General features: G+C 54.6%; 19 protein-coding genes and 1 rRNA gene. 13 read left to right on the forward strand and 7 right to left on the reverse strand.

What is annotated here, in order from left to right:
• Positions 1–190: 190 nt before the first annotated feature.
• Positions 191–307 (forward strand): 5S ribosomal RNA (rrf, locus tag ACI1P1_RS27730).
• A gap of 335 nt (positions 308–642) precedes the next feature.
• Here the strand turns inward: rrf and ACI1P1_RS27735 are convergent.
• The 4 genes from ACI1P1_RS27735 to ACI1P1_RS27750 all read right to left on the reverse strand — a co-directional run bounded on the left by ACI1P1_RS27735 (position 643) and on the right by ACI1P1_RS27750 (position 3,372).
• The gene (locus ACI1P1_RS27735) at positions 643–1,344 is read right to left on the reverse strand and encodes a YceI family protein (RefSeq protein WP_416219806.1); all 702 of its coding nucleotides are present in this window, start codon (positions 1,342–1,344) and stop codon (positions 643–645) included.
• 114 nt (positions 1,345–1,458) lie between these two features.
• Entirely contained in the window at positions 1,459–2,307 is an 849-nt protein-coding gene (locus ACI1P1_RS27740) for a M56 family metallopeptidase (protein WP_416219807.1), read from the reverse strand.
• A gap of 3 nt (positions 2,308–2,310) precedes the next feature.
• Complete coding sequence (locus tag ACI1P1_RS27745) at positions 2,311–2,724, reverse strand: BlaI/MecI/CopY family transcriptional regulator (protein WP_416219809.1); 414 nt, start codon at positions 2,722–2,724, stop codon at positions 2,311–2,313.
• A gap of 120 nt (positions 2,725–2,844) precedes the next feature.
• Positions 2,845–3,372 (reverse strand): hypothetical protein, encoded by a 528-nt coding sequence (locus ACI1P1_RS27750; RefSeq protein ID WP_416219810.1) that lies wholly within the window; start codon positions 3,370–3,372, stop codon positions 2,845–2,847.
• A gap of 267 nt (positions 3,373–3,639) precedes the next feature.
• On the opposite strand from ACI1P1_RS27750, the gene ACI1P1_RS27755 reads away from it, so the two are divergent.
• From ACI1P1_RS27755 to rsmI, 10 genes are all read left to right on the forward strand, one after another.
• Positions 3,640–3,804 carry a sigma factor G inhibitor Gin gene (locus ACI1P1_RS27755; RefSeq protein ID WP_416219883.1) on the forward strand — a complete coding sequence of 55 codons (165 nt, stop codon included), beginning with the start codon at positions 3,640–3,642 and terminating at the stop codon, positions 3,802–3,804.
• A gap of 107 nt (positions 3,805–3,911) precedes the next feature.
• A complete protein-coding gene (locus ACI1P1_RS27760; RefSeq protein ID WP_416219812.1) occupies positions 3,912–5,393 on the forward strand; it encodes an aminotransferase class I/II-fold pyridoxal phosphate-dependent enzyme in 1,482 nt (493 codons plus the stop codon).
• A gap of 37 nt (positions 5,394–5,430) precedes the next feature.
• Positions 5,431–6,120 (forward strand): dTMP kinase, encoded by a 690-nt coding sequence (tmk, locus tag ACI1P1_RS27765; protein ID WP_416219813.1) that lies wholly within the window; start codon positions 5,431–5,433, stop codon positions 6,118–6,120.
• Between the two features lie 176 nt (positions 6,121–6,296).
• Complete coding sequence (locus ACI1P1_RS27770; RefSeq protein WP_416219814.1) at positions 6,297–6,626, forward strand: cyclic-di-AMP receptor; 330 nt, start codon at positions 6,297–6,299, stop codon at positions 6,624–6,626.
• A gap of 33 nt (positions 6,627–6,659) precedes the next feature.
• The gene (locus tag ACI1P1_RS27775) at positions 6,660–7,106 is read left to right on the forward strand and encodes a YaaR family protein (RefSeq protein ID WP_416219816.1); all 447 of its coding nucleotides are present in this window, start codon (positions 6,660–6,662) and stop codon (positions 7,104–7,106) included.
• Positions 7,107–7,140: 34 nt separating this feature from the next.
• Positions 7,141–8,130 (forward strand): DNA polymerase III subunit delta', encoded by a 990-nt coding sequence (holB, locus tag ACI1P1_RS27780; RefSeq protein WP_416219817.1) that lies wholly within the window; start codon positions 7,141–7,143, stop codon positions 8,128–8,130.
• A 41-nt stretch (positions 8,131–8,171) separates the two neighbouring features.
• Positions 8,172–8,978: a PSP1 domain-containing protein gene (locus ACI1P1_RS27785; protein WP_416219818.1), complete on the forward strand. Its 807-nt coding sequence runs from the start codon at positions 8,172–8,174 to the stop codon at positions 8,976–8,978.
• Positions 8,979–9,006: 28 nt separating this feature from the next.
• Positions 9,007–9,360: a DNA replication initiation control protein YabA gene (gene yabA / locus ACI1P1_RS27790; RefSeq protein ID WP_416219819.1), complete on the forward strand. Its 354-nt coding sequence runs from the start codon at positions 9,007–9,009 to the stop codon at positions 9,358–9,360.
• Between the two features lie 94 nt (positions 9,361–9,454).
• Positions 9,455–10,222 (forward strand): tRNA1(Val) (adenine(37)-N6)-methyltransferase, encoded by a 768-nt coding sequence (locus tag ACI1P1_RS27795; RefSeq protein ID WP_416219820.1) that lies wholly within the window; start codon positions 9,455–9,457, stop codon positions 10,220–10,222.
• Positions 10,219–11,109: a 16S rRNA (cytidine(1402)-2'-O)-methyltransferase gene (rsmI, locus tag ACI1P1_RS27800; RefSeq protein WP_416219821.1), complete on the forward strand. Its 891-nt coding sequence runs from the start codon at positions 10,219–10,221 to the stop codon at positions 11,107–11,109. Before ACI1P1_RS27795 ends, rsmI begins: the two co-directional genes overlap by 4 nt.
• A 174-nt stretch (positions 11,110–11,283) precedes the next feature.
• On the opposite strand, the gene ACI1P1_RS27805 is transcribed toward rsmI, so the two are convergent.
• A complete protein-coding gene (locus ACI1P1_RS27805) occupies positions 11,284–11,538 on the reverse strand; it encodes an AbrB/MazE/SpoVT family DNA-binding domain-containing protein (RefSeq protein WP_113022007.1) in 255 nt (84 codons plus the stop codon).
• Between the two features lie 321 nt (positions 11,539–11,859).
• Here ACI1P1_RS27805 and ACI1P1_RS27810 point away from each other — a divergent pair, with 321 nt between their 5' ends.
• A complete protein-coding gene (locus ACI1P1_RS27810) occupies positions 11,860–13,143 on the forward strand; it encodes an HD domain-containing protein (protein WP_416219822.1) in 1,284 nt (427 codons plus the stop codon).
• Between the two features lie 54 nt (positions 13,144–13,197).
• Positions 13,198–13,965 carry a TatD family hydrolase gene (locus tag ACI1P1_RS27815; protein WP_416219823.1) on the forward strand — a complete coding sequence of 256 codons (768 nt, stop codon included), beginning with the start codon at positions 13,198–13,200 and terminating at the stop codon, positions 13,963–13,965.
• 215 nt (positions 13,966–14,180) lie between these two features.
• Here ACI1P1_RS27815 and ACI1P1_RS27820 read toward each other — a convergent pair whose 3' ends face one another.
• Complete coding sequence (locus tag ACI1P1_RS27820) at positions 14,181–15,404, reverse strand: ABC transporter permease (protein ID WP_416219825.1); 1,224 nt, start codon at positions 15,402–15,404, stop codon at positions 14,181–14,183.
• Positions 15,401–16,144: an ABC transporter ATP-binding protein gene (locus ACI1P1_RS27825; RefSeq protein ID WP_416219884.1), complete on the reverse strand. Its 744-nt coding sequence runs from the start codon at positions 16,142–16,144 to the stop codon at positions 15,401–15,403. Before ACI1P1_RS27825 ends, ACI1P1_RS27820 begins: the two co-directional genes overlap by 4 nt.
• Positions 16,145–16,283 lie beyond the last annotated feature (139 nt).

Raw genomic sequence — 16,283 nt, forward strand, 5'->3', positions numbered from 1 at the left:
GACGAGGTAGATAGGTTCGGGGTGGAAGTGTGGCAACACATGGAGCTGACGAATACTAATCGGTCGAGGGCTTAACCTACGAGGTTGGCGGTAGCCACACTCACTTGGTAAGCAGTGGTATAGATGAAGAGGTTTCGGTGACCTCGTTTCGCATCCGGTTTTCAGGGCGCAAGCCTTGACTTGCAAAGCGTTTGGTGATGATGGCGGAGGGGAACCACGCGTTCCCATCTCGAACACGACCGTTAAGCCCTCCAGCGCCGATGGTACTTGGACCGCAGGGTCCTGGGAGAGTAGGACGTTGCCAAGCACAGACAGACCGTTTAGCTCACGCTAGAGGGTCTTTTTGTTGTAGTCTCGCGGGCTAACGGACTGGAGAGGCGCTATTTACTCAAAAACAGGGGTCTGGCTACTCTAACGGACTCCAGTGACGCTATTTGAATGAATGGAGGCGGTGGAGGCATCTTTTTAGCGGAATAAGAGCACCTGGGTCCGTTAGAGTTCAGGATGGCGCACAATGAGACGAATATGGTTTGTGGTGTCCGTAAGCCCAGCGTATCAGACGGAGATTGGTATAAAGCGAATGCGTGTGTCCCCAGACGCCACAAAAAGACCGCGTCCTAAGTTCGGTACGCGGTCTTTCTATTATTTGCTGAGTACCAGCCGCAGCTGGACGGTAACATCATTTTGTGCGCTGAGGACGACGGTGTGGGGATTCTTCATACCATAGTCTTCAAAGGTGACGACGGTTTGACCCTCCAGCTTCAGCTGGGTTCCATCCAGCTGCGCTTTGGTGTCGAAGGTGACGTCCTTGGCGATGCCGCGGACGGTGAGGGTGCCGGTCATCTTGAAGGATTCGGTAGCGCCGGCTTTCCATTCCTTCGGCAGATTTTCGAAGGATTTGACGGTAAAGGTCGCCTTCGGATGCTGCTCTACCTGAAGGTAGTCAGCTCCCTTAATGTGGTTGTCCCGCTGTCCGTTGCCGGAGCTGAGGCCGCTAAGTTCCACGGCGCCTTCTGCCTTATTCTGAGTGGGATCGGCAGTGTTCAGGGTCCAGGAGCCGGTTACCGGCTTAACGGAGAAGTTGACGGTTTCCTTGGAGGTGGTGACAGAGAAGTAGACCTCCGAAGCCGATTGAATGTTCCAAGTGCCGTTAACATCAGCAGCTGCAGCGGGAGTAGCGGCCGTGGCGGCACCTTGTGTACCGCCAGAGGTGGTAGGTGCGCTGATGACATCCTTAACCTCCACATGGTTGCCTGCATAATAATCGTACGCGTAATATCCGATACCGCCGCCTGCCACAATGACGATCACTGTAATAATCGTTGCCAGTTTCCATTTATTCATTGGTTCATTTCCTCCTTAATAGTGGTTGCTTCAAATGATCTATCCCATTATCACTACAACGTGTAGTGTTTACTTTCAAAAAAGATGCCCCATTCCGAGGCATGGAATAGCGTGTTACATCAAAGCCGGAAGTAAAAGCGAGGCCAATACGACAGCCACTTGAAGTGAAACGACGGTAGAAAGCAAGGGAAGACGCATAGGCGGTTTTCCCGCGGGATCGATAAGCTGGCGGATTCTGATGTTAATGGGAGAATCCGCAAAGGATGCATGGGCAAAGTTCATCTGTACCACCGGCTTGTGCCTCGCTAACTTCAGCAGGGCGCTTCCCAAGCCTACAGGAGTACCTGTACGTGATACGGCATATTGGTCTGCCTGAACCTCCGCAGATATCTTAAGCACATGATAACACCAGCGCAGAATCGGCAAATACCACATCATTTTGGACAGCAAATAGGCAGGCATTGCTCGCAGGGCATCGTGATGCCGCATATGATATTCTTCATGACGGATAACGGCTTCCAGCTCCTGCTCATCCAGCATGCGGATTAAACCTGTGGACAGCACGATGACCGGACGGATGAAGCCCATGGTCAATGCCACTGCGTTCTCCTGTTCAATAATGATTAACCTTCTGCGTGGGAGACGGTAAGCGAGAGTGATGGCCTGCTCCTGGTCCCTGCGACGCAGAGGGGCAAAATTTCGTTTGACGCGGAGATATGAGACCAGCTGGATACCCAGCATAGTCACACCGGCCAAAACGGTGGTCCAGACTAACGCATCCAATAGGATCGCCATAAATGGCATCCCCCACTGGATAAACCAGCTGTTGCACATATCGAACCAGCTGCGCAGCGCATCCCAGCGGAACAGGATAAAGCCTGCATACATGACCATTTGAACAAACAGAAGCCCCGCTGCCAACAAGGACAGGATCAAGACCGATTTGGATAGAGAATTTCCCATAGGCTATCTTCCCTTTTTCAGACTTTCGATTTTTTGCTCGAGGAGGCTGAGCAAATCGGGGTCCGCTTCATCAAGGGCATCAATCATATGATTGACAACCAACGGCCCGAAATCTTCCATCAGCTCGTGGGTAATCTCCTTGGACTGGATGTCCATAAAGTCTTCCTTGCTGTGCACCGGACGGAACAAGGAGGTACGCCCATCCATCCGCTTCGTCAGCACACCCTTTTCCAAAAGCCGGTTCATGACGGTCATGATCGTGTTGAAGTTGAGGTTACGTTCCTGATCCAGCATTTTCTGGACATCCCGGATGGAGCATTCCGTATGGGACCACAGGATCTCCATAATCTTAGCTTCCAGGGGGCCAAAAAAGCGGTTCAGACCTTTTTCGCTGTACTTGAAGTTCTGTATCTTCACTGTGACACACCTCACACTACAAATTATAGTGTTATGGAAGATATGCTGTCAAGCGAAGGAGGGGGATGTTTCATTTGGCAAAAGTTGCGGGGGGGTATAGAGGGCTTTAGCCGTGGACCCTTAATTTTTGTAGAAAGAAATGTCCCGTTCCGTTACCTTCAGCATGCCGCCGGCATGGAGGCGGAGACATTTTCCCACATAGACCAGCTGGGGGAGGAGTAGAAAATAATGGGCCGCCGCCGCATTGGCCAGCCAAGGCAGGGGCAGCCATACATATAGAAGTGCCACCAGCACAAAGCCGATGAGCAGACGGTGATGATTGGCCCGGTCCCATTGTTTGATCGGCACCAGCCCGGCAGGCAAATAACCGGCCAGGGGATAGGCAAAGGCCCATTTCCATATACGGGGCACGGAGCCGCGGGAGAGACGGGTGAGAGGCAATACGATAATCGCATGAACAGCGGTGACGATGGCTACGGATGCAGCAAGCTGAAGCAGGCCTTCCCATCCGGAGTATACGGCATCCGCAAAGGCCCATAGGAGCAGGCAGGCGGAATACACCCAGAAAAACGGATGCTTGCGGGTAAACCGGTAAAGCAGGGTATAATGATATATAGTAGAATCCTCAGATAGGGTATGTTTGGACATGATGCGCCTCCTCTTCTTTCTTAATATCGGCATCGGAGGGCTGGTTTTGCAGCTATTTTCCAGGAACCAACAGGCCCCTGCCCACATACACATATAAAAACGGAGGAAAGCTTTGAAACAACGAATGAGCGGATAGTTTCATGGACATACTGATAGATAAAAAGATTAGAGGTGATAAGGTTGGAGGAATTCGAAGGACTGGACCTGAAACGGAGCACGGAGCCGGCGGCGGAGCATGAGCATAGTCAAAGCGGGGCTGTCGGGGAGATCTGCATTATCTGCGGGAGCACCGGCAAGGAAGGCATACGGGTGATTTCGGAATTTATCTGTGAGGAATGTGAAATGGAAATTGTCCGGACGGATGTGCAGGATGCCAAGTACCCTTATTTTATCCACCAGCTGAAGCGGATCTGGTACCCCAAAAATGCGTAAAAAGCGGACGGCAGATGCTTTCTTTTATCCGGCTTTTTTCATATAGTTAAAGAAGGATGAGTATTCTTGTCCTTCTTTTTTTGTTTCCGGTTGGGAGGAGCTTACGGATGGATCAGACCCAAGCCCCGCTGCTTCAAGCGCTGGTGGAACGGAGCAAACGGAAGGAAAGCAGCTTCCATGTGCCCGGCCACAAGTTTGGTGCAAGTCTACAGGGGGAAGAGAAGGATTTTTTTGGCTCTGTTATGGAGCTTGATTATACCGAAATAGAAGGATTGGATGATTTGCATCATCCGGAGGGTCCGATTCTTGCGGCACAGCAGCTGGCAGCGGAATGCTTCGGCGCGGAGGAGACATTCTTCCTGGTAGGAGGCAGCACAGCGGGGAATCTGGCCTTGATCGGCGCCGTCTGCCAGCAGGATGACCTCATTCTGGTACAGCGCAACGCCCATAAATCGGTGATCCATGCCTTGATGCTGGCCCGGGCCCGGGCAGTGATGCTGGAGCCGGAGGTGGACAGGCAGACGGGGATAGCCGGAGGAGTGGCGCGGACTACCCTTCATACCGCATTGGAGCGGTATCCGCAGGCGAAGGCGGTGTTTCTGACCAATCCCAATTATTACGGGATGGGCTGGGACTTGGAGCCGTATGCCCGGCTGGTACACGGCGCAGGGATGGCGCTTTTGGTGGATGAGGCACATGGCGCCCACTTCGGGCTTCACCCGGGGGTGCCTGTGTCGGCGTTGTCCCGTGGAGCGGACGGGGTAGTGCAGTCCACCCACAAGATGCTGACGGCCATGACCATGGGGGCGATGCTCCATGTGCAGGGTAACCGCATACCCCGGGATGTCCTGCGGGAGAGGCTGACTATGCTGCAAAGCTCCAGTCCGTCCTATCCCATCATGGCTTCGCTGGATATGGCCCGACGTTATGCAGCCATTCGTGGGGAAGCGGAGATTGGCGCCGGGCTGGAGGAGCTCCGGCGATTCCGGGAGGCGCTGGCCGGTATGAACGGCACTGGAATCCGCGTGCTTATGCCGGAGCCGGAGGCTAATGCCTATGATGTATGGGACCCGTATAAGCTGGTGATGGAGGATGCGGCAGGCGGTCGCACCGGATTTCAGCTCCTGCAGGAGCTGGCCGGGGGCGGTATCATCGGTGAGATGGCCGATGACCGTTATGCGGTGCTGGCGGCCAGTCCGGCCACGGGCCGAGAGGATCTGGAGCGGCTGGCGGAGGTTATCGCCTCCTTACCCGGCTCTTCCGGATATAGCGGCGGTGAGGCAGCTGACGTCGTATCTGCGAATTTGGCTGTGACGGCGGCAGCTGCGGATCCGGTCAGCGAGCCGGTGCCGATGGGGCTTACCGGCGTCAACAGAGGAACGCCCATGCCCCTCGGTAAGGCGGTGGGTATGCGTGCCGCCCAGGCGGTCGTGCCGTATCCGCCGGGAATTCCCCTATTGATTCCGGGTGAGACCATTTCGGCAGGGGCTGCGGAGCGGATTTTGCGTCTGTATCGGGCAGGAGCCAAATTTCAGGGTGCGCCTCCGGGACCCGGATGTAGTATACTGGTAACGGGACAGGATTCCTGACGGTTTATTGTTGCGGCGCTTGCGCTTTGATATACGGATGGCTGAAATAAACAACGAATGGGGTATAGCAGTGGCAGAAGGTTGGTTTATTACGGTGGAAGGCGGAGAAGGAGCGGGCAAAACCTCCCTGATTCCGGAGATTGAGTCTTTTTTGCAGGAGAAGGGAATGGAGGTCCTGATTACCCGCGAGCCGGGAGGCATCCGGATTGCCGAGGAAATCCGCTCCATTATTCTGAACAAGGAGCATATCTCCATGGACGGCAGAACGGAGGCGCTTCTGTATGCTGCAGCCCGCAGGCAGCATCTAGTGGAGAAGGTGCTGCCCGCCATTGCCCGGGGAATAACGGTGCTGAGCGACAGGTACGTGGACAGCAGCTTGGTCTACCAGGGGCACGCCCGGGGATTGGGCATCGACGAAATTTATTCGGTTAATGAATTTGCCACAGCTGGGGTGATGCCGGATCTTACCCTGTGGCTGGATATTGACCCGGAGCTGGGCCTCTCCCGGATCCATAAGGATGAAGGGCGGGAGATCAACCGCCTGGATCTGGAGGGCCGGTCCTTTCACCATAAGGTCAGAGAAGGCTATGCTCTTCTCCATGCCCGGTATCCCGACCGGATTGTCCGCATTGATGCGGGACAGCCTCTGGATCAAGTGGCGCAATCCGTACGGCAGGCGCTGAATCTTTCCTTCCAAGCAGGAAAACGTTGCTTTCATGTCAAATAAAGTATGGACATGGAGTTTTTTATTGAAAATGCGGGTAATGCATGTTCATGGAGACTCCTTTCCTTTAGGCGGCTGTCACCCATGCTGTCCCCGGCACATATCGTGAGGTAATAAGCACCCGGCCGGTATACCTGCGGCTTGTGGAGCTATCCTATCATTTAGAAGGAGGAGTTGCTATGAAGCTTGTCATCGCTGTGGTTCAGGATAAAGACAGCAACCGTCTGTCCAACGCTCTCATCAAGGACGGCTTCCGCGCCACCAAGCTGGCGTCCACCGGCGGTTTTCTGAAGGCCGGCAATACCACATTCATTATCGGTATTGAGGATGAGCGGGTGCCCGAGGTGCTGAATGTAATCCGCAACAACTGCAAGACCCGGGAACAGCTGGTTACTCCCGTTTCCCCTATGGGCGGAACTTCCGATTCCTATATTCCATTCCCTGTTGAGGTTCAGGTGGGCGGCGCCGCGGTGTTCGTCATGCCGGTTGAACGCTTCGAGCACTATTAATTCATTCGCACAAGGAAGGCTGGACATATCCTCATGAAAATCAATCCTGGCTGGCGTCCGTCCGGCAATGAGCTTCGCCGGACGGACAATTCCAATTTCCATCCTGTGGAGCAAAAAAGCTTCTCTGACAGTCTGCGCCAGCAAGATGAACAAGCCGGCCAGGAGCAATTGAACCGGATGATCGACCAGATCCAGCGGCAGGGCGACCGCCTGTCCCGTTCCATGACCGTCCGTGAGCTGCGGCAGTACAAGCTGTTGATCAAGCAGTTTCTGGAGGAGACTGCCCGCCGCGGTGTCGGGCTGAAGGATACCCGGGGCTGGGACCGCAGGGGCCGCACCAAACGCTACAAGCTTCTGGAGGAAATCGACGGCCATCTGCTTGCCATGGCGGACGAGCTGCTGGACACGGAGCAGGGCAAAATCGATATCCTGCAGCGGGTCGGTGAAATTAAAGGCTTACTCATAAACTTGACCTTTTAAATAGAAGGGATCCCTGGGAAGGAGGGAGGCACCATTGTCGTTTGATTCTATACCGGGACAGTTCCGGGCCAAGCGGATGCTCGTCAACAGCCTCCGTACCGGGAAGCTGTCCCATGCTTACATTTTCTCCGGGCCTTCGGGCTCCGGCAAGAAGGAAATGGCCGTGACTCTGGCTCAAGCGGTGTTCTGCACCGCCAGAGAGGATGACGCCTGCGGGGATTGTGTGGAGTGCCGCAAGGTGGCCCACGGCAACCATCCCAATCTGATTCTGATAGAGCCCGAAGGGGCCAGCGTGAAGATCGACCAGATCCGGGAGCTGCAGCGGGAGCTGGGCTACCGTCTGTCCGGCGGCGCGAAGAAGATCTATGTGATTGAACAAGCGGACCGGATGACAGTCCAAGCGGCCAACAGCCTTCTCAAGTTTCTGGAAGAGCCGGGGACCGATATCATGGCCATTCTGATTACGGAAAACGGACATGCTCTCCTGCCTACCATCCAGTCCAGGGCCCAATGGATACCCTTTGTTCCGTTGGCTGCCCCCGAAATTGTGGAGGTGCTTCACCGGCGGGAAGGGCTTCCGCTGGAGCTGGTGCTGCCTGCCGCCCATGTGGCGGGAGGAGTAGAGGCCGCGCGGGAATTTATCCAATCAAAGGAGTTTGCAGAAGCGCGAAATGTAATGATACAATTGGCTAAGGAGGCGCTTTTCCGCTTCCCTCATGTGCTCATTACAGCGCAGCAGGCCGTGTTTAAGTCCGATATGGCGGATCGACTTCCTCTTATTCTGGACCTGTGGCTGCTTCTGCTGAAAGATATGCTTCACCTTCAGAACGGCCGCCGGGAAGATGTGGTGTTTGCCGATCAAACCGATTGGACCTATAAGGAAGCCATGCGTTTGCCCTTGCGGTATTGGGTGCATGCCATGGAGCTCCTGATCGAGCTTCAGAAGAAGCTGCGCACCACGGCGAATGCCCAGCTGGCCTTGGAGCAGGCCATTATCGGAATGCAGGACCGGCCTGCAAGCTAATGCCTTGAATAAAGGTTAACATAGATTGGAGGGAGAAAACTTTGTATTGCGTTGTGGGCGTCCGCTTCAAGAAGGCGGGGAAGGTGTTTTACTTTGACCCCATTGACTTGCCTGTTCAAAAAGACAGCAGTGTGATTGTGGATACGGCACGGGGATTGGAATACGGCAAGGTCGTCATCGGAAAGCGTGATGTGCCCGAAAGCGATGTGGTGCTTCCCTTGAAGAGGGTCATCCGGATCGCGGACGACAATGATGCCCGGGTGGTGGATAATAATAAGGCCGCCGCCAAGGAAGCCTTCGGCATCTGCCAGGAGAAGATCAAGGACCACGGGCTGAAGATGAAGCTGGTGGACGTTGAATATACCTTTGACCGGAATAAGGTCATCTTTTATTTTACAGCAGAGGGCCGGGTGGATTTCCGGGAGCTGGTGAAGGATCTGGCCAGTATCTTCCGCACCCGCATTGAGCTCCGGCAGATCGGAGTCCGGGATGAAGCCAAGCTGTTGGGTGGAATCGGGCCGTGCGGCCGCATTCTGTGCTGCTCCTCCTTCCTGGGGGATTTCGATCCCGTCTCCATTAAGATGGCCAAGGATCAGAACCTCAGCCTGAATCCCACCAAAATTTCCGGATTATGCGGCAGGCTGATGTGCTGTCTGAAATACGAGCATGACAATTATGAAAGCGGCAAAACCGAGCTGCCTAAGGTTGGGCGTATCGTAATTACCACCATGGGGCAGGCCAAGGTGGTGAGCCTGAATGTGGAGAGCCGGATGGTAAAGGTTCAGCTGTTTGAGCAGAATAACCGGGTAGTGGAGCTCCCGGGGGATGATGTAGCGGAGCAGGAGTAATTTGAAGGCTCACCTGAGGTGACAACCGTTGGAGAAAAAGGAAATTTTCACACAGATTGAAGCCATGGAAGAACAAATGGGCACCATGTATGCGGATTTGAGCAGGCTGAAGACCATTGTGGTGGAGCTTCTGGAGGAAAACCAGCGGCTTCAGATGGAGAATGAGCGGCTCTTGCGTCTGATACGTGAGGATCAATACCCGGAACCGACTATGGAGCCTGACGCCGAGCCCGCCAAGCCGGAGGGTCTGTCCCTGACCCGGGAAGGTTATGAGAATCTGGCCCGGCTTTATCATGAAGGCTTTCACATATGCAATGTTTATTATGGACATTTGCGTACCGAAGGCGACTGCCTGTTTTGTATGTCATTCCTGAATAAATAATATTGATGGCGCATGAGATGAACGAGGCCAGCCGCGACATGAGCGGCTGGCCTTATGAGCACTTGGGCGGCACAGAGGAGTCCAGAGAACAGATATGCTTTTGCCTCACGAACGAGCGGATGATTTACTCCGTAATAACTTGAAGATCATCCAAGCGGATGATGTATTTTCCTTTTCCATGGATGCGGTGCTCTTGGCACGCTTCTGCTCGGTGCCTCCCCGGGGCCGGGTGATGGATCTGTGCACCGGCAACGGCGTTATCCCCATGCTGCTGTCCACCCGCACCCAAGCGGAGATTTGGGGGCTGGAGATTCAGGAGCGGCTGGCCGACATGGCAGCCCGGAGTGTCCGTCTGAATGGTTTGGAGGAGCGGGTTCATATCGAGCAGGGAGACCTGAAGGAATACCGGAGCCGGGAAGCAGGTTTGTTCGACCTGGTGACGGTGAACCCCCCGTATCTCCCCGTAAGCGCAGGAGAGCAAAACGGGAATGTCCATTTTGCCGCCGCCCGCCATGAAATCTTCTGTACCCTGGAGGATGTGCTGCAGACCTGCAGCCGGCTCACCCGATTCGGCGGTAAGGTGGCCATGGTCCATCGGCCCGGAAGGCTTACCGACATCCTGGAAGGGATGCGGAAGGCAGGTTTGGAACCCAAACGTCTCCGTTTTGTCCACCCCAAAGCGGAGGAAGAGGCCAATATGGTACTGGTGGAGGGCATCAGGGGAGGCAAGCCGGATTTGCGGCTGCTTCCGCCCCTGGTGGTCTACGGCCCGGACGGGCAATATAGCGCGGAGCTGATGGAGGTTTATTATGGTTCAGCCGATAGCCTCCGGGTAGAGAATAAGGAGAGGGTGTCGGAATGAATATACAGCGGAGCTATTCGGCAGACCGCGGTGTCGGCGGAGCACTTTATCTGGTGGCCACACCCATCGGCAATCTGGAGGACATGACATTCCGGGCGGTGCGCATCCTGAAGGAGGCCGATATTATAGCGGCGGAGGATACCCGGCAGACCCGGAAGCTGTTGACCCACTTCGAGATTGCGGGCAGGCTGGTCAGCTACCATGAGCATAATAAAATTCACAGCGGCCCTGAGCTGGTCCGTCTTCTCCAGGAAGGGCAGAGCATTGCCCTGGTCAGCGACGCCGGTTTGCCAGCCATATCTGATCCCGGAGCGGACTTGGTCCGTTTGGCCATTGAGGCGGATATTCCTGTAATACCTGTGCCGGGTGCTAATGCGGCGCTCTCTGCGCTGATTGCGTCAGGCCTGGACACCACCGGCTTCCGTTTTGCGGGCTTCCTGCCCCGGGACAAAAAAGGTCTGAGGGAAAAACTCTCCTCCCTTCAAGGGGTGAAGGAGACTCTGTTATTCTATGAATCTCCGCACCGGGTAGGCAAAACGCTGGAGGCAATGCTGCAAACCTGGGGCAACCGACAGGTGGTGCTGGCTCGGGAGCTGACTAAACGCTACGAGGAGTTTGCCCGGGGAACCCTGGAGGAAGCACTTAGCATGCTGGAGGCGGCTCCGCCCTTGGGTGAGTATTGCCTGGTGGTAGAGGGAGCTTCTGCAGATGGGCCTGGGGAACATGACATGGCCGCTGAAGCAAGCTGGTGGAAGACTCTGTCGGCAGCAGAGCATGTGGAGCGGTATGAAGCCGACGGGCTCAGCCGCAAGGAGGCCATGAAGAAGGCAGCCGGGGACCGGGGCGTGTCCCGCCGGGATATCTATCAGGAGCTGCTGGAGGAATAAGGGGGCATTCGCCCCCGTTTTGGCTTATCTATTAGTAGGTTTGGGCAACAGGCCGGAGGACAAAAAATATCCCTCAACAACCACGCCGGCTTTGCGTAGGTTGTTCAGGGACTAGAGGAGATATAAAAAGGTTAGAATTAACATTGGTTATGGATTTATTATACACTATAATTCCTATTTTGTCACAGGGTTAGGCATCTCAGTTAGGCAAACATTACAAACAATTTTTCCTTTAAAGTAGGCAACGTTCTCAGCATTGCCACAAAAGATGCAAGCAGGCTCGTATTTCTTGAGCATGATGCGCTCGCCATCTACATAAATTTCAAGAGCGTCCTTCTCGCCAATTCCCAAGGTGCGGCGAAGTTCGATCGGGATTACAACCCGGCCCAGCTCGTCCACTTTTCTTACAATACCAGTAGATTTCATCATTGTATATGTTGCTCCTCTCAAATTTGGTGGCAGATTTTACAATCGTCATCTTTCGACATCGCACTTTATTATGATACCAACCATTCCCAAAATAGTCAACTGTTTTTTTGTAAAAAAAGGTACTAAATTTTGGCTTATAAAATCCCATAACCCTGATAACAGTGGACTTTTTTCGAGTAATATTTTTGCCGGAAAAATCGAATAGTAATATTACTAGTTTTTAAGGAATATCCGTTCGGGACTAAAGGAGGTTGTTTGCGACATTTTTCGACAAGTGAAAAAGAGGACTTTTACCTCAATCCAATGAAGGGGGGCGCGGACATGTCAGGCAAACTGTCGGAAGAAAAGGTATTTAAGGATCCGGTACATAATTACATCTACGTCCAGGATGAAACCATATGGGAGCTGATTAATTCAGCAGAGTTTCAACGGCTTCGGAGGATCAGGCAGCTGGGCACGTCCTATCTGACCTTCCACGGGGCGGAGCACAGCCGGTTCTCCCATTCTCTCGGTGTGTATGAAATAACCCGGCGGATTATATCGCAATTCGAAAAAAGCGGATTTTCCGATTGGCCGCGGGAGGAACGGTTATTATGCCTGTGTGCGGCACTGCTCCATGATTTGGGGCACGGCCCCTTTTCCCATTCCATCGAAAGGGCCTTTAATAGCGACCACGAGGAGTGGACTTGCCGGATTGTTCTGGGGGAAACCCAGGTGAACCGGATTCTGCGCAAGGCTGACCCGGAGCTTCCTGAGAAGATTGCCGCCGTTATCCGGAAAACCTACGAGAAAAAAATAGTGGTAAGCCTGATCTCCAGCCAGATGGATGCAGACCGGATGGATTATCTGCTGCGTGACGCGTATTATACCGGTGTGGATTACGGCACCTTCGATCTGGAGCGGATTCTGCGGATGGTCCGCCCCCATAAGGGACATATTGTGGTGAAGGAGAGCGGCATGCACGCGGTGGAGGATTACCTGATGTCCCGCTATCAGATGTATTGGCAGGTCTACTTTCACCCTGTCACCCGGAGCGGGGAAATTCTGCTATCCAAAATATTCGACCGGGCGCGAGTATTATATGGGGGTGCGCATACTTTTTCCTTCCTGAATGATACGCTGCGCCGGCTGTTCGACCATTCCATGACGGTCAACGATTATCTGCACCTGGATGAAGCGCTGATGCAGGTGGCCTTTATGCAGTGGACCAAGGATTCCGATCCGGTGCTGGCTGATTTATGCGGCCGTTTCCTGGATAGGCGGCTCCTGAAATATGTGCCTCTGGAGGAAAGCGAGATCCCGCTTACCCGGGGGGTGCGGGACTGCCTGTTGAAGGTGGGGCTTGATCCGGATTATTATATGTATCTCGATTTTCCGGCGGATCTTCCGTATGATGTATATAAACCCGGCGAGGTGGAGGAGAAGCTTCCGATTCTGCTGCTGGATGCCCGAGACCAGCTATTCGAAATCTCCAGCCGCTCGGAAATTGTCCGCTCCATCAGCGGCATCCGCCAAGGGCAGCATCACATTTATTTCCCGGAGGAGCTGCTGGCGGCGGAATCCATGCCCGACGAGCTGTGGCAGCTGCTGCAGAAGCGATCGTAGCCGCTTCTCCCATTAAAAACGTCAAGAATGCAACCGCAGAAAAGAGGTACAAGCATGTTTACCGACACACACACCCATATGGACAGTCCGTCCTTTCAGGAAGACCGGCATGAGGCGCTGATGCGGGCATATGAAGCCGGCGTCACCCGGATTGTGAATGTGGGCTTTAACCGTGAAACCATTCCCACTACTCTGGAGCTGTCCCGGACGTATGATTTTGTCTATGCGGTGCTGGGCTGGCACCCCCAGGATGCCAAGGATATGACACCGGAGGACCTGGAGGAGCTGGAGGAGCTGCTGAAGCTTCCCAAGGTGGTGGCTCTGGGCGAAATCGGCCTGGATTATTATTGGGACACCTCCCCCAAGGATGTGCAGGCTCGGGTTTTCCGGGAGCAGATCCGGCTGGCTAAGAAGCTGGGCAAGCCCATTGTTATCCATAACCGGGATGCCCATCAGGATATTCTGGAGATTCTGAAGGAGGAAAAAGCGGCAGAGGTAGGCGGCATCATGCATTGTTTCTCCGGCAGCTGGGAAACGGCAAAAATGTGCCTGGACATGAACTTCCATATTTCCTTCGGAGGACCGGTTTCCTTCAAGAATGCCAAGCAGCCCAAAGAGGTGCTGGCCCGGGTTCCCCTGGACCGTTTGCTCCTGGAAACGGATGCCCCGTATCTGACCCCACATCCTTTCCGCGGGAAGCGAAACGAAACCGGATATGTGCGTTATGTGGCAGAGGCAGCTGCCGAAATCCGCGGGATGTCCGTAGAGGAAATCGCCCGGATTACCACCGAAAATGCGGTTAAGCTGCTGGGCCTGAAATGACCGTTTATAAGTTTACATTATAATAGAAGAAACGGGTTAGGAGCAGGTCTTAAATGGGCTTGGAAACCCGCTGAATACAAGGCTTTATGGGGGAAAAATATGCGCGCCGCCGGGGAGCGGGATTTCCCGGTGGTTCCGTTCTGTTTTGAGCGTGAAGAAGGGCGTAAATTGTCTGTAATGTGAAGTTAATCGTAGAAAAAAACATGCCGGAGGACTCAGTCCCCGGCATGTTTGATTTTCCGGGGAAGCGACACCCGTGTGAAGTAGAGGATAACCAGAAAACCCGCCGCTACAGCTGCCAAGGCCTCCAGCCTGCCGCTGCCGTGAAAGCCAATAAGCGCAGCTCCCATTGCTATGTTGGAGAAGAGCAGTGCGGCTTCGCAGATGCGGGACACTGCCTTGACTCTGCGTTCCGCATCCAGCGGATACAGCTCCAGCCAGAAGCTGTACCGGTGGCTCTGGGCCAACGAGGACACTGTGGCGCAATTCATCACCAGCACAACCCCGTAAATGAGCAGAACCGCTGCCGTATGATTCACGGCCAGGAACAACAGGATGGCTATCACGGAGGTGCGTACCAATATGGCATAATATTCTGAACGGATAAAGGTCTTGGCATACAGATACCGGTGTGTGTCCTCCTGCCGGAAGGGAATCCGAGAGGTGATCCCCCCGAGAAAACGTCTTGCCGCCGGTTTGGTTTTTAGCTTCGGCACATCGGCAAACCAGCTGTAGAAGGTGTAGTGACGCTTGAGGCTGATTTCCTCCCGGCGGATCAGATGCTCCCAGGCCACTCTGTGCCGGGGGAACGGCAGCACCACCAAGCTTTGCACTACCGCCGCCAGAAGGAGTAGCAGCCATGCCTTCCCCGGGTTTTCCGTCAACAGGGCGAAGGGCAGGACCACCGCAGCCACCCAGCGGACGAGAGTCTCGGCGCTGCGGTTCAGCCGGTAGACCAGCCGGTCCGCCCGGAAGCGGCCCAACACCGCCAGCAGCTTGGCGGCCGCAAGATACAAGGCGGCATGTGCGAAGGGAAGCGCTGCCTCATCCGCACAAGCCAGATACAACGGCCAGACCAGGAGCAGCAGCAGGAGGGTGACCGCAGCTTGGAACACGAAGCTGTATACAATCGAGCTGGTCCACCAGCTGCGCAGCCTCGCTTCGGCCGGGGCCAGAAATACCATATCCGCCTGCTTCATGAAGGTGCGGATTCCGGTCATCCCCAGGGGCAGGGCCAGCAGGGGGGTGGTAAACCTCCAGTAGGGAAACGCCTCCGGAAGGCTCTGCAGAAACTTGCCGTAATAATAAGCGCCTATTATAAAGAACATTAATAAAAATCCGGCGAAGCCGCTGCGGGCGGCATAGCTGATATAGATGAAGCTCTCCTTCCAGAAAGCTGCCGCTCTTTTGCGCCACAGATCCGCGAAATCCTCCCTCATCCGACGGCGCCTCCCGACGCGGCCAGCACACAGAAGGCATCGTCCAGACTACTGCCCGCAGGCAGGCCCGCCGCTTTCAAAATCTCGGGAAGGGTCCCTTTGGCGGCGATGCACCCTTGATGGAGAACAATGAACTTGTCGCAGTAGCGCTCAATGGTGGACAAGATGTGGGAGCTGATCAGGAAACTGGCTCCCTTTTGCCGCATCTCCACCATCAGCTCCAGCAGGGAGCGGATACCAAGGGGGTCCAGGCCCAGAAACGGCTCATCTATAATATAGAGGGGCGGCTCCGTCAGGAAGGCGTTCATGATCATCACCTTCTGCTTCATCCCTTTGGACAGATGCGCGGAGAAGCTGTCCTTTTTGGCCGTCATATGGAAGGTGTCCAGCAAAGTGGCGGACCGCTGCGCATACAAGGGCCGCTCCAGTCCGTAAGCTCTTGCCGTCAGCTCCAGGTGCTCGCTGATGGTCAGCTCCTCATACAACTCCGGGGACTCGGGCACATAGGCAAAGGACGAGCGATATTCCAAAGGTGCCTCGGCCAGGGTACGCCCGCGGACCCGGATTTCTCCCTTCTGGGGCTGGAGCAGCCCCAGAATATGCTTGATCGTGGTACTTTTGCCGGCGCCGTTAAGTCCGATCATGCCCACCATCTCACCGGGAAATACGTCAAAATCCACATCCTTCAGAACAGGCTTGCGCGGGAAATATCCCCCGTACAGCCCTTTTACCTGCAGCATCGGTTCCAAACCGTTCACCCGCTTCTTACGTTATGTATTCTTCCGCTATTATATAGAAAAAGCTCCGGGCGATGCAATTAAACCGGGGACAAGATAGTGGAAAAGGAAGGGAATGGGAGGTCAAAACGGAAGGATTTGG

It is taken from the genome of Paenibacillus mesotrionivorans (genome assembly GCF_046098205.1).
GTDB lineage: Bacteria > Bacillota > Bacilli > Paenibacillales > NBRC-103111 > Paenibacillus_AR > Paenibacillus_AR mesotrionivorans.

What these genes read in the sequence shown, in the direction of transcription:
- ACI1P1_RS27735 (WP_416219806.1), bottom strand. Translation starts at nt 1,344, where the DNA reads ATGAATAAATGGAAACTGGCAACGATTATTACAGTGATCGTCATTGTG.
- ACI1P1_RS27740 (WP_416219807.1), bottom strand. Translation starts at nt 2,307, where the DNA reads ATGGGAAATTCTCTATCCAAATCGGTCTTGATCCTGTCCTTGTTGGCA.
- ACI1P1_RS27750 (WP_416219810.1), bottom strand. Translation starts at nt 3,372, where the DNA reads ATGTCCAAACATACCCTATCTGAGGATTCTACTATATATCATTATACC.
- ACI1P1_RS27760 (WP_416219812.1), top strand. Translation starts at nt 3,912, where the DNA reads ATGGATCAGACCCAAGCCCCGCTGCTTCAAGCGCTGGTGGAACGGAGC.
- tmk (WP_416219813.1), top strand. Translation starts at nt 5,431, where the DNA reads ATGGCTGAAATAAACAACGAATGGGGTATAGCAGTGGCAGAAGGTTGG.
- ACI1P1_RS27770 (WP_416219814.1), top strand. Translation starts at nt 6,297, where the DNA reads ATGAAGCTTGTCATCGCTGTGGTTCAGGATAAAGACAGCAACCGTCTG.
- ACI1P1_RS27775 (WP_416219816.1), top strand. Translation starts at nt 6,660, where the DNA reads ATGAAAATCAATCCTGGCTGGCGTCCGTCCGGCAATGAGCTTCGCCGG.
- ACI1P1_RS27795 (WP_416219820.1), top strand. Translation starts at nt 9,455, where the DNA reads ATGCTTTTGCCTCACGAACGAGCGGATGATTTACTCCGTAATAACTTG.
- rsmI (WP_416219821.1), top strand. Translation starts at nt 10,219, where the DNA reads ATGAATATACAGCGGAGCTATTCGGCAGACCGCGGTGTCGGCGGAGCA.
- ACI1P1_RS27805 (WP_113022007.1), bottom strand. Translation starts at nt 11,538, where the DNA reads ATGATGAAATCTACTGGTATTGTAAGAAAAGTGGACGAGCTGGGCCGG.
- ACI1P1_RS27810 (WP_416219822.1), top strand. Translation starts at nt 11,860, where the DNA reads ATGTCAGGCAAACTGTCGGAAGAAAAGGTATTTAAGGATCCGGTACAT.
- ACI1P1_RS27815 (WP_416219823.1), top strand. Translation starts at nt 13,198, where the DNA reads ATGTTTACCGACACACACACCCATATGGACAGTCCGTCCTTTCAGGAA.
- ACI1P1_RS27820 (WP_416219825.1), bottom strand. Translation starts at nt 15,404, where the DNA reads ATGAGGGAGGATTTCGCGGATCTGTGGCGCAAAAGAGCGGCAGCTTTC.
- ACI1P1_RS27825 (WP_416219884.1), bottom strand. Translation starts at nt 16,144, where the DNA reads ATGCTGCAGGTAAAAGGGCTGTACGGGGGATATTTCCCGCGCAAGCCT.